The 13688-nt window shown below is 37.9% G+C and carries 8 protein-coding genes; 6 read left to right on the plus strand and 2 right to left on the minus strand.

Annotation, left to right across the window (positions count from 1 at the left end; genetic code table 11):
* Nucleotides 1–65 precede the first annotated feature (65 nt).
* The gene (locus I4641_RS00205; RefSeq protein WP_229638402.1) at nt 66–3815 is read right to left on the minus strand and encodes a two-partner secretion domain-containing protein; all 3750 of its coding nucleotides are present in this window, start codon (nt 3813–3815) and stop codon (nt 66–68) included.
* Between the two features lie 187 nt (nt 3816–4002).
* Here I4641_RS00205 and I4641_RS00210 point away from each other — a divergent pair, with 187 nt between their 5' ends.
* Nucleotides 4003–4596, plus strand: coding sequence for a (2Fe-2S) ferredoxin domain-containing protein (locus I4641_RS00210; protein WP_229638403.1), 594 nt, complete (start codon nt 4003–4005; stop codon nt 4594–4596).
* A 30-nt stretch (nt 4597–4626) separates the two neighbouring features.
* Here I4641_RS00210 and I4641_RS00215 read toward each other — a convergent pair whose 3' ends face one another.
* Complete coding sequence (locus I4641_RS00215) at nt 4627–5778, minus strand: LptF/LptG family permease (protein ID WP_229638404.1); 1152 nt, start codon at nt 5776–5778, stop codon at nt 4627–4629.
* Between the two features lie 186 nt (nt 5779–5964).
* On the opposite strand from I4641_RS00215, the gene ald reads away from it, so the two are divergent.
* The 5 genes from ald (at nt 5965) to I4641_RS00240 (ending at nt 13679) form a co-directional block, all read left to right on the plus strand.
* Complete coding sequence (gene ald / locus I4641_RS00220) at nt 5965–7044, plus strand: alanine dehydrogenase (protein ID WP_229638405.1); 1080 nt, start codon at nt 5965–5967, stop codon at nt 7042–7044.
* A 155-nt stretch (nt 7045–7199) separates the two neighbouring features.
* Nucleotides 7200–8711 carry a DUF8648 domain-containing protein gene (locus I4641_RS00225; protein ID WP_229638406.1) on the plus strand — a complete coding sequence of 504 codons (1512 nt, stop codon included), beginning with the start codon at nt 7200–7202 and terminating at the stop codon, nt 8709–8711.
* Between the two features lie 90 nt (nt 8712–8801).
* Complete coding sequence (locus I4641_RS00230) at nt 8802–10592, plus strand: SLC13 family permease (RefSeq protein WP_229638407.1); 1791 nt, start codon at nt 8802–8804, stop codon at nt 10590–10592.
* Between the two features lie 13 nt (nt 10593–10605).
* Nucleotides 10606–12078, plus strand: a complete 1473-nt coding sequence (locus tag I4641_RS00235) for a glycosyltransferase family 39 protein (protein WP_229638408.1) — start codon at nt 10606–10608, stop codon at nt 12076–12078.
* Between the two features lie 233 nt (nt 12079–12311).
* Nucleotides 12312–13679, plus strand: a complete 1368-nt coding sequence (locus I4641_RS00240; protein WP_229638409.1) for a pre-peptidase C-terminal domain-containing protein — start codon at nt 12312–12314, stop codon at nt 13677–13679.
* Nucleotides 13680–13688: the final 9 nt, after the last annotated feature.

A 13688-nucleotide genomic window follows, 5' to 3' on the forward strand; every position in this document is an offset into this window, starting at 1 on the left:
TATTACTTATGTACAGGCGAACAGACGTTCGCTCGTACTTATTAAACAACTCCATATGAAGAGATTTAATTACAATTGGCAAATTTAGAATTTTCAGTAGATAAATTGTTTTGCGTTGCGTAAGGAGTTAAAAAGATATCGCCGTTGGCTTTAACTTCTACGCCCCTGGCTACGATAATTTCACCTTTAGCGGTGGAAATTGGTGCGGGTAATTCTTGGCTGGCTTGTTCTTCACTAGCGAACAAAGAATCTGCGCTCAAAGGCATTCCTGGTTCGATTTGAATCCCGCCTTTCCCGTTAATGACCAAACTATTTTGAGCAGCAATATTGTCTCGACCGACACCACAAGCTTTAGCCGTAATTTGTTCTGCTGCTACTACGTTTTGGGGTAATTCGGTCGTTCCTTCTAGAGCATCATTATTGAGAGTAAAGATAGACACTGTACCATTTAAGCCAAAATCAGAACTAGCATCGATGTCGTTAGAATTATTATCGGCGATCGCATCTTGTTCTACAATACCCAACACAGCATCTGCATTAATGGTAATATTGCCTCCATCTCCTCCTACTGCACTAGCAATGATATCGCTGCCATTGCCATCGATTTGATTGGGGAATGCTACGATAAAGTCAGTATTTATATTGATATTTCCGCCACTTCCTGAAATAGTTTCAACAGAAATAGTACCGTTATTACGCAGAGAAAGAGCACCTGAGTTAGTACTCTCTATACTGCCACTGCTTCCTGGTGAGTCGGTAATACTAGTAGAAAATAAGCCTGTAGACTCTTGTAAGTCGTTCAATGCTTGTTCGGATAATTCAAAGACTTCTTCGGGGCGAGGAATTGTCCCCTCACCATCAATGGTAATATCTCCCGTTAGGTTGAGAGTAATGTTACCCGCATCCCCCGCACTATCGGTGGAAGTAACTATCGCACCACCAGAAACAAGATCTAAATTACCACCACTGAGACTAATACTTCCCCCAGCAAAACCATTTTCGGTTAAAGCATCGACAACCGAACCTTCTCGAACGATAATGTTGGCAGCATTGAGGCTAATATTTCCCGCTGAACCCATAGTATCTCTTTGGACGTTGGTAGAGACTAAAGAAAAGTTACCAATATCGATCGTATTACCTGTAATATCTATACCTCCAGCATCCCCTTGCCCCTCTCCTTCAATCTGGCTTAAAATAAGGCTTTCGCTCGCAGAAAAAGTATTTCCTGCATTGAGAGTCACGCTTCCTGCGTTACCTTGTCCTTCCTCTGCTGTATTAGCCAGCAAGATAGACTGATTGGTAATTGAGATAGAATCCCCTGCGGTAATGGAAATATTACCCCCTTCGCCAACTCCTTCGCCCCTAACTTGAGAAAAGATTCCCGAAAAGTTGCTATCAAAACTAACATTACCCGTAGCGTTAATAATTACATTCCCCGCATTACCTTGTCCGCTAGTAGAAGATTGAAAAGTAGAATTGTCGTTGGCGATTACTTCTCCTGCCGTAATATTAATCGTACCTGCATTACCAATAGCATCGAATTCGCCACTACTAAGATCGTTCACATCGCTCAGGAATGCACTACTACCATCTAGAAACAAGCCACCGCTAGTATTGACGGTAATATTACCTGCATTGCCCCTGGCAAAACTACGATTGCTTAATTCTGAATCGTTGTTTAGTCTTAATTCTCCTGTAGTAATAGTAATATTTCCTGCATTGCCTACAGCACTATTGTTGAGGATTTCTGAGTCGCTGTTTTCTTCTCTGACATCGGGATTATCAACATTACTTTCGATTGTACTCTCATTATCTAAAGAGACACTTTCGATCGCATTAATAGTAATATTACCTGCATTTCCTTGTCCCAGAGTTTGAGTATTGAATTCTGATTCGTTATCTAGATTTAAAGTATTAGCAGTAATTTCAATCGTTCCTGCATTTCCTACCGCACCATCGTCTACTTGGGAGATTATCTGACTATTATCAAAATTAATCGCATTTTCTACAGTCAGGACAATATTACCAGCATTGCCTTCTCCTTCTGTATTCGCTTGAATTCTAGAACTGTTAATTAGATCTAAATTAAGGGCACTAATTACGATATTGCCACTATTACCCGTACCTTCGTTAGCTAATGCAGAATTAAGCAGTACTGTCTCAAAAACAATGTCTCCTGATACATCTATATTAATGCTCCCTGGATTACCAATACCTAAACTATTAGTTTGTAGAAAAGCACCATTAGCATTGAAAGCCACAGCACTAATATTAATATCTCCTGCGTTTCCATTTCCTTCTTCCAGAATTTGAGTTTGCAATAAACTAACCCCATTTAAATCGATTTGGTTGGTAGCCGTAATATTAATCTTGCCTGAATCTCCTAAACTGCGAGTATCTGCCAAAATAAAAGAAGCGTCACCATCAATGCTGTTGGGAGAACCAACAACTCTTAAATTATTGGTATCAAAGTTAATATCTCCCGTATTTCCCGAACCCGAAATAACTTGATTTAAAACATCTCCTTCCGTAATAATAATATCGGTGGCTAAAACGTCGATATTGCCCGTATTCCCTTGTCCATAGACTTTTGCGGTTAATGAACCGCGATCGCTGATTTCTAAAGAGGCAGTTTCAATATTAATATTTCCTGCATTTCCAATCGCACTACTTTCGGGGTTAGGATTTCTCAACAAATTTGGAATAAAATCCCCTGGAATATTAGGACGAAATCCTACTACATTGCGAATTGCCGTATCATAATCGTTAAACAATAAAGCGATCGCATTATTTATGTCGGAAGTATCTTCGCCGACTCCTCCACTACCAATTATTCTTACCGATTCTGTAGCATTTATACTGATATCTCCTGCTTGTGATTCAGGAGAACCTACTCCTTCGGCAATACCTGCATATAGTTCGCTTTGCTCCCGTAATTCTAGGTTTCTGGCATTAACATTTATTGAACCACCACCATTACTAGCAACCTGTACCCTGGCTTGTTGAGTTAGAGTAACATCTCCTCTAGTTATTCCTTCAGGAAAAGTAAGGCTTCCATCTTCGTTGAGGTTTATCTCTCCTGCTTGAGTTAATCCTCCTAATTCAACGTTTCCCCCCGATGCCGTAATTCCCCCTGCATTTTCTAGAATTACATTACCGCCGATTAAAGCAATGGTTTCTCCTGCTGCGACTTCTAAACCGACTGCATCTCTAATAGTAAATTCTGCACCTTCAAAAGAAGAATTAATCTCGCCGTCGATTACGGTAGTAGTTAAGCCAAAATTGGAACGATTGACTACATCCCCAGGATTATCCCGAAAGCCCAAACCAATGGGTGCGTTAATAGTAAGGGTAAGTGCATTTGTATCTGTTGCGCTAAATTCCCCATCTTCAAACAAAATACTATCCGCACTACCGCTATAAAAAGAGCCACCAATATCTAACCTCGCACCTGCCCCAAATATAACTCCAGCAGGATTGATTAAAAATAAATTTGCACTACCATTGGTTTGAATCAAACCATCGATATTGGAGATATTTCCCCCCGTGACTCGACTGAATATATTCTCAATTTCAACTGCATTATTAAATACTGCCGAACCTCCGTTGGGAACAGAAAAATCTTGAAAGCTATGGAAAAGATTGCCTCCAGCGCGATCGCCATTTTCGATGGTGAAGTTGCTATTCTCAACTGAGTTAACAGTAGTACTAGTAGTTCCGTCTGTAGTAACTTGAGACTTAGCAGTGCTACAAGATAAAAGACTGACTACCGCAGAGCATCCTAAAGATAGTAGCAGAAATAATTTCTTATTCATTCGAGCTTTGTTTCCAAGCTTTGGTTGCACTCAAATTATATCCATATCTGTATTATTGCAACGACAAATGGGCAACATAAGTTTATCTTCCCTTGAAAGTGAATATGTTTTACGGGTGGATTAGCAATTAGTTATTGATAATAAAAATCAACTACTATAAATTAAGCAAGAAGAAATAATCAAGTTTATGATGACCATAACCCCCTTAATCTCTGAATTTATAGCAACTGGTGAATTAAAAGAACTCAGTGCCAAATCTGATGGGAGAATTAAATATTTGCTGTTGTCTACCGAACAAGAAGAATATTGGATTAAGGTGGCTAAAGATCAACCAAAGAATCTCCACCAAAAGCTAAATCTTGGATGCGAATTAAAAGTTAAGGGAATGCTCAAGCGCAAAGTTAAACAAGACGTGGCAGAATATAAAGCCTATTCTATCGAAGTGTTAACTCCCGCAACAGTAGAAGATGTTCCCCAAGAAGAAGTTTCCACTGCCAAACCCAGTAAATCGAAGCAACCAAAAGCCAAAGTACTAATTTGCCAAAAAGCTAATTGCTGGAATAAAGGCGGAAAAGAGGTATATGAGGAATTAAAATCGGAATTAGAGAAAAGAGGCATTGCAGAGAATGTGGAGATTAAAACTACAGGATGCCTCAAGAGATGTAAAAAGGCTCCAAATGTAATTATGTTGCCCGATAAAAAGCAATATGTTCGAGTTAAGCCTAAACAAATACCTGCCATTGTTGACGCGCATATGTCCGAACTGACATTGGGATCTTAGGCTATGAATTATAAGCCATAAGAGTCTAAATTAATAATTAATTGTTAAAAGCCAGATTCCCGTACCAATGCCTAAGAAATTGGGAATCCAGGCTGCCCAAAATGGTGATAAGACTCCTGTGATTCCCAAAGAACCAAAAGTAAAGCCGAGAAAGTAATAAATAAACACTATTGCCACGCAAAAACCAAAAGCTTGGGAACGATTAACTTGAGAATATTTTGTACCCAAAGCAGAACCAATGGAAGCAAAGATTAAACAGATAAAAGGAAAGGCATATTTTTGTTGAATTCTGACAGTAAATTTGGCTATATCTATTTTTCTCCCGCTATCTTTAATCAAGTTTAAATATTCTTTGGCTTGGCGAATATTCATATCATCGGGACTACGTTCTTTTTGGACTATTTCAAACAGGGTAGTAGATAAGGGGATCTTTTTATGGTGAAATTCTTCGGTATTGATGTTGCCATTAAGATTATTAATTTGATTTATTTCTCCTTCAATCAAATTCCAAACTTGTCGTCCTTGTTCTTTTTTTGCTAGTTTAGCAGTAATAATTTGGGAGATTTCCCCCCGTTCTAGAGTAATAATAGTGACTTTTTTCAAAGTGCGATCGCGATATTCTTCAGCAAAATAAATTCTTTTTAAAATTCTAGATGACTCTTGATTTTTGCCTGATTCGTATTCAGGATAAAAGATATCTTTTTTTTGTAAGTTTAATTCTGTTTTAGCAATAAAGGGATTTTGTAATAAATTTGCTTGATAATTAGCAGCAGGAACAATTAACTCATTAAACAAAAAAGTTATGCCTGTAATAAATAAACTAAATACTAAAGCTGGGGCAATGATTCGTTTCAAACTAATGCCAAAACTCAGCAAGGCAATTAATTCGCGATCGCTATTTAAACGACCAAAAATAATTAAGCTAGATAATAAAATAGAAATAGGCAAAGCATAAGCAGCATATTCGGGAATTTTATAGCAAAAAATTAAGACTGCTATGGGAATAGGTAAATTATATTCAGTAACTTTATAACCTAAATCCGATACCGTACCAATGGTTACTCCCAAACAAGAAAATAAACCCACGCTAAACAAAAAGAATAAACCCAATTGATTGATAATATAGCGATCTACTAAAGATAGTCGATGACTTAATATGCGATCGATGATTTTAAAATTCAATTTTATTGACACATCAGCTAATATAATCCATTTTACTGTCCTTAACCCTTAACCCTCATAGCACAAAAAAATCACATATTAGGTGCAAGATCTGTGTTAAACGTAAATAAAACACCACTTTTGCCGAGGTTTGTTATGTTTGAGTCATCAAACAGTATTTAGCCAAAAATAGAGGGGGAAATAGTCATGGAAATAGGTGTTCCTAAAGAAACCAAAGATCGGGAATTTCGTGTTGGCTTAAGCCCCAGTAGCGTTCGCGCATTGTCCCAAAATCATACTGTATTCATTGAAACCCAGGCAGGTATGGGGTCGGGTTTTACCGACGAATCATACCAACAAGCTGGGGGGAAAATTGTTAATAGTGCAGATCGAGCTTGGGACAAAGAATTAGTTGTTAAAGTAAAAGAGCCTTTAAAAAGCGAATATCAATATCTCAAACCGCAACAATTGTTATTTACCTATCTTCATCTAGCAGCCGATGGCGACCTAACAAAAGCTTTAAGAGAATCGGGGACAACTGCGATCGCCTATGAAACTGTAGAATTGAACAATGGTAGTCTGCCCCTCTTGACTCCCATGAGCATTATTGCAGGACGTTTATCAGTCCAGTTTGGTGCGAGATATTTGGAAAAGCAACAGGGAGGAAGGGGCGTATTATTGGGCGGTGTCCCAGGAGTTAGCCCTGGTAAGATAGTAATTCTCGGCGGTGGTGTAGTTGGCACAGAAGCAGCCAAAATTGCCATTGGTATGGGTGCAAGAGTTCAGATTATTGATATCAATGTGGATCGCTTGAGCTATCTAGAAAATTTATTTGGTTCGAGAGTAGAATTGCTTTATAGTAGCCCTGCAACTATCGAAACGACAGTTGCTGATGCAGACTTACTAATTGGCGCGGTGTTAGTAGTTGGTAAAAAAGCCCCCATACTAGTATCTCGCAATCTCGTAGCCCAAATGCGATCGGGTTCGGTGATTGTTGATGTGGCAGTAGATCAAGGAGGCTGTATTGAAACCCTACGTCCGACATCCCACAGCCAACCTACCTATACCGAAGAAGGAGTGGTTCATTTTGGCGTGCCTAATATGCCTGGCGCAGTACCCTGGACTGCCACCCAAGCCTTAAATAACAGTACTTTGCCCTATGTGATGCAGTTGGCGAATCATGGCATATCTGCATTAGATAAAGATCGAGCTTTGGCTAAAGGTTTAAATATCCAGTCTGGCAAGATCGTTCATCCCGCAGTTAAAGATGTTTTTCCAGATTTATAAAGCAATTAAATTACAAATATCCATCATAATTCTGCTGTGGTAGATAAGCATAACAAAGCGATCGCTATCTACCATTTTTTAGTAATGATGACGCACCTTAAATCTTGATAAACTACAAAGGCTATAGCCTATCAAATAAACAAAATACGAAAAGAATGTTTAATAGCTTTTTCAATGATTCATTAAATAAGAGAGTAATAAAACAACGAATTCGTCAGCTAACCAAAGCAAAAATTGGCTTTTATAGTATTGGTTTATATCCCGCTTCCCTAGCTTATAATTCTGCTATGCAAAAGAGCGAAAAGTCTCTATTGCTTGCTCCTCGTCCTGGTAGAGACTTGATGGGGGCATTTTCAGAAGATGAAATAAGAGGCATGGATTCTAGGCACGTAGTAAAAATGAATCGAATGTCTCACCATAAAGAAGGGGAAGAATCGGTTTGCAATGATTTAGAATATTTAATTGCTAAATGCGACCTGGTATTATTGACTGCCAATAGTAAATATATCGAGCAAGACTTGGCTCAAGCCCTTGCAGTTAGGAAGAAACTAAACCGATCTAACGTAGTCTTAGCTTGTTTGGCTGGTTCTTTCAATCATGATGAGAAAACAAATAATTCTTATGTTTTGTGTGAAAAATATCCAAATTTAGCCTTTTTCTCTGGTTTCCATCGACATGGTGCATTGAGAGATCCTGTAGATAGTTTTACCGCCAATTTTTGCCATTCCAATGCTTTAACTGCACTCATTGGCGCGCAAATGCTGAATAAACTCTCTCCTAATATTCAAGTTTCTCCTGGTATTCATAATGTAGAAGCCCAGTACATCAAAGCTGCAAAAAATATGGCATCTATTTTTGCAGGATTTGGATATGAATATCACGATAAAAATCCAGGTATTTTACCAACTTTGTTAACTCTGTTATTGAACCAATGTCTCGACCAAGCTGCTAATGTTTCTATGTTTCGACAAGATCGTTATCAACTATATCAACAGCAACCCATAGCATTAACTGAGTTGGGTTACGCTGTACCCAGAATTGAAGCAACTTTGAATAAAGGAGGTTTTACCGAGCAGGTAAGAGATCATACTTTTTCTCAATTAACTGCAATTGTTGCAGATGTGCGAGGTAGTATGATGCTTCCTGTAACTGGCAAACCTACTAGAAACTTTCAAGCAGGACGAGTCTTAGGTCAAGGACTACAAGAGCATGGACGTTGCCCCAATACGATAGAAGAATTTGAACAGTGGTGTGAAAATGCTGGTCTTAATAAAGGAGCATTAGAAGGGCTAAAAGCCTTGAAATATTGGTCGCAGATTGAAGAAAAATATTCTATCCCTGGTCATGATGCTTCAATGATCAATCTTCTTCATAAAGGGTTGTATGGCAACGAAATAGAAAAAGAATTTGCCTTTGCCGTAATGACTGAAAGTAGAGAATTATCTAATTATTGCCAAGAATCAGTCAGACATACTCATAGTCGCAAGTATGCAGACGCATTAAACAGCATCGATCGCCTAGATGCTCTAGAGTTGATTGCTAATGCAGTCATTGCCGAAAATGCCAAGCGAGCAATTTGTGACGAACAGTTGTTGGAAGAAAGGGACTTACAGGAAGACGATCCTGCCTATTTACAAGTCATGGAATTAATTGAACACGGGACATGATTTTTGACGTTTGCGCGAGTTGGAGTGCAATTTAATATAGCTTGAGTATAATTAACAGGTTTAATTACCCTAATACTCAGACTCGGCTTCATGGAAATTATTCTGACTCTCAGCGTTCTGACATTAGCCCTAATTGCCTTTATTTTTGAATGGTTTCCTGTAGATCTAACCGCCATTATGGTGGCAATAGTCTTAATGCTGCTTGGGCTAGTGACTCCCGAAGAGGGAATAGCTGGCTTTGGTAACACCGCAACCATTACGGTGATGGCAATGTTTATTTTGAGTGCGGGAGTAGGTAAGACTGGTGCAATTCAAGTAGTTAGGGATCTGCTATTGGAATGGGGAGGCAAAAATGCCTTTCAGCAAATTATAGTAATGGGTATGATTGTTGGGCCGATTAGTGCCTTTATTAATAACACCGCAGTAGTAGCTATTTTTATCCCTGTTATTGAAGATTTTGCCAAAAAACAAGGAATTGCTAGTTCTAAATTACTGATGCCCCTGTCTTTTGCTTCTATTTTGGGAGGAACATTAACTTTAATTGGTACTTCGACCAACATTTTAGCCAGTAGCTTGTCGGCTAAATTAGGACTGGGAGAATTTTCCCTGTTTCAGTTTACTAAATTAGGTATTATCGTCTTTATAATTGGTTTACTATATATCGCGATCGCAGCACCAAGAATTCTACGCAATCGTCAAAGCAAAAAAAGCGGTATCTTAAGCGAAGAATATGAAATTAAAGATTATGTTACCGAGGTGGTTGTTTCTCGGGATTCGAGTTTGATCGGACAGACTTTAAGAGAAAGTGAAATTCAACGTAAGTTTGACATTGACGTATTAGAAATAATCCATCAAGGAGTACATTTTCCCCAACCTATTGCGGACAAAAAAATTAGGTCGGGAGATATTTTACTAGTTAGAGGCAGTAAAGATGTTTTGATTCAACTCAAAGCAGAAAGAGGCATCGAAATTCTTCCCGATGTCAAGTTCAATCAGGAACAATTGGAAACAGAATTAAATACAGGAGAAGAAAAAATTGGCGAAGTATTAATTTTATCTAATTCTCGTTTTATTGGGGCAACTCTCAAAGATTTACGCTTCCGTCAACGTCGTAATGCGACAGTTTTGGCTATTCGTCGAGGGGAAGAAGTATTAAGAGAAAGGTTGGGCAAAGTTCCTCTACGTTTTGGCGACTTGTTATTAGTTCAAGGTCCGAAGCAAAGCTTTCTTGGTTTACAAACTTCGCGAGAATTATTAGTTTTAGAACAAAAAGATGTCGAGAATTTGAGAATAGATAAAGCTCAAACTGCGATCGCAATTTGTTTGGGAGTAATTGTCGCCTCCGCATTTAATTTAATTCCTATTTTAGTTAGTGCTTTAGCGGGGGTTGTTTTAATGGTTTTAACAGATTGCCTCAAACCAGGGGAAATATATGGGGCAGTACGTTGGGATGTAATTTTTCTTTTGGCTGGTTTAATTCCTTTGGGGACGGCAATGCAAAATTCTGGAGCGACAGAATATTTAGCCAAGCCAATTTTGCTAGTTGGGAGTAATTTGTCGGGCTATTGGATATTATTATTTTTCTATTTTATTACTACTATTTTGACTTCGATTTTATCTAATAATGCAGCAGTTTTATTGATGATTCCCATTGGAGTTCAAGTTGCTCAAACCTTAGAATTAAATCCATTTGCGATCATGTTTGCGGTAACATTTGCAGCTTCTAATAGTTTTATGACTCCCATTGCCTATCAAACAAACACGATGATTTATGGGCCAGGAGGATATAAATTTACTGATTTTGTTCGTTTGGGAACACCTTTAAGTGTTATTGTCGGCTTGATTACTCCTGGGTTGATTATTTGGCTTTATGGACTGTAATGAGTAATGAGTAATGAGTAATAACAAACGCTTTTTATCTTTTCTAATTCCGAGTATTTTTCTGATTGCTGGATTGATTATTATTTATCGGTTTAATATTTTTGAATTCGATCCAGATGAAGGAATTAATTTGATGAAAGCTTTGCTAGTCAAACATAATTATTCACTATACTCAGAAATTTGGAGCGATCAACCCCCATTCCTAACTTATATGTTAGCTGGATTATTTAATATTTTTGAACCTAGGGTTGATATAGCTAGAACTTTAATTCTATTATTTTCTGTCGTACTAATTTGGGAGAACTGGCTAATTTTATTTAGGTTTGGCGGAATAAATGCTGCCTCAGTCGGATCGCTACTCTTAATAATATCCCCTAGCTATTTAAAACTTAGTGTTTCGGTAATGATTGGTTTGCCTTCGCTAGTTTTGGCAATGACAGCAATACTATTTATTATCTTTTGGCACGAGCAAAAACAAAATAAATGGCTAATTTTTTCGGCATTATGTTTGAGTCTTTCCGTGGTGACTAAATTATTCACCTTTTTTTTAGCTCCTATTATTGCTCTGGGTATCTTAATAGATGGAATCAATAATTCTCATCTGGTTAGTTGGCAAAAAAAACTCGGGTCAATTATCTTATGGAGTGTATCTTTTTTAATATTTGCTTCTCTTTTGATAGCTGTATTTATTGGCTATGACAACTTATCCTTTTTAATAAACAACCACACAGATGCTAGAACGATCTCCTCTTTTCAAAATATTTCTTTAGAAGATGTCATCAAGCCCAACTATAGAATTTTTCTGTTTGGTTTAACTTCTTTAGGAATTCTATTTACTTGTTATAAAAAACAGTGGCAAATGCTATATTTTGCAGCTTGGGCGATCGCCAGTTGTTTATTACTCCAGCATCATAGACCAGTCTGGTATCACCACGGAATACTAGTTTATCTTCCCGCGATCTCTTTAGGGGGATTTGCTTTGGGAGAAATGATAACTAAATCTATTCGGCTTGGTTATTCTCGTCGCAAATCGAAAACAAAAGTCTCTTTCTTGATTTTTAGCTTCATTGTATTGGGCTGTTCCATACTATTAATTGGAGAACAAACAAAAACTACCTTTAAAGCGATCGATTCTTGGTATGAAGCAAGTATTAGTCATCTAGAATCTAGTTCTATCGAGCAACAATTTTTGAGGGAGATTACGAAAAACAATTCTTCAACAAAATGGATGATTACTGATTCTCCCATGTTTGCTTTTCGTGGGGGCATAATTGTACCTCCTTCTACCGCAGTTCTTTCTTGGAAGCAGTTGGAAACAGGAAATATCACTGAAGATCGATTGATCGAGATCACCAAAGAATATCAACCAGAACAAATACTACTCAAAAGATTTGAGTTGCCCAAACTAATCGCTTTTCTCGAACAAAAATACGACCTAAAAAAACAAGATCGTAAAACCAAATTATACTTGCGATCGGCTAATTGATAGCCAACTATGTTTTAATTTTAGCTTGCCATGCCATAACATTTTTAAAATCAAAAAAAACAATTATTTAAGACATAACTAGTGTAATTAATTCTAATTTTTTAGTTATTAGAACCCTATCTATAGAACTTTTTAGATTAAATTTAATTTATAGCCTATGAGCTACAAAACACCGCGCCCTAGAGAAGCCTGGAAAATTTAACAAGTAAATTTACTAAATAGAAATAGCAATTATGGAGACTATTGAATTAGGCATTTTGAATGATACCCCCGTCAGTCAAAGTGATGATGTACTATTTGACCTAAATGCTAATGGAGGAGATTTAGAAACTGGAAACTTCTTCGACTCTTATTCCTTTTCTCTAGATAGCCCGACTAGTATTACAATTAGTGCCGATGCCGATACATCTGCCGAATCCCCTTATGGAGTTAGTTTTCTAGTTGCTAACGAAGTAAATAATGAAGCTGGGGATCTAGTTGGTCTTGGTTATTCTGATTTAGAATCTTTAGAAGAAAGTGAAGAAGTATTCCAAGCAAACTTATCTCCTGGGAAGTACTTTATATTAGTTAGTCCCGTTCCTGAATTAGAAACCGATGTTTCAGATCTCAGTTTTACCGTAAACTACACCCTGGATATCAATCCTACTTCTTTGGCTGCGGATACTGTTGTTGATAATGAGAATGTAAATACAGACAATACAGAAATAGACATTCCTTTAGAAGACGGAATAATAAACCTTCCCGAATCTGATGATGGAGACGTTAATAGTCAAGTAATAGAAAATAATTTCGTTATTGTTAATACCTACGAACGCGGTAGCGAAGAAGATTCCTATCAATTTGAAATTGCGCAATCGGGAACTTATGATGTAGAACTAACGAATTTAGAAGCCAATCTAGATTTATCGATCGCCGATAGAGAAGGAAATACTCTTTATTCCTCTGCCGAATCGGGAAATCAAGCAGAATTTATTGCTGCCGATTTTGCCCCAGGCTCTTATACCGCCTCTATTACAGGGGAAGGAGACGTAGAAACTAGTTACAGTTTTAGTATCACTAAAACCTCATCTGATGGCGGATCGGACTCTGGTGGAAATGAAACAGAAGGCGATCGCGACTCCCTTCTAGGAGAAGGAGATCTTGTTTATCGATTTCGGGAAACAGAAGCAGGGACTCAGTTTTATACCACTTCAGAAGTCGAGCGAGATTCAATTATAGATAATTTACCCAACTATCAATTTGAGGGCGAATCTTTTATTGGCGCGCCCAATTCAGCCGAAAATGACATCACGGGAGTACTTCCTGTTTATCGCTTCTTCAATACTAGTACGGGAGTTCATCTATATACAGCTTCAGAAATAGAGCGAGATGCTGTTACAGCCAATCTGCCCAACTATACCCCAGAGGGAATATCCTACTATGGTTATGAATCTCAAGTAGAGGGTTCGACAGCCCTATACCGTTTTTATAATCCTGGTTTAGATGCTCATTTTTATACCCCTTCCATTGCCGAAAGAGACCAATTTCTGGCTTCTGCTGAATATCAACCCGAAGGGGGAGAAGACGGAATTGCTTACTACGTCCAACCAATTGAGATCTAAAAATAATCA

This window comes from Waterburya agarophytonicola KI4 (assembly GCF_020640915.1).
In the GTDB taxonomy this organism is placed as follows: Bacteria; Cyanobacteriota; Cyanobacteriia; order Cyanobacteriales; family Xenococcaceae; genus Waterburya; species Waterburya agarophytonicola.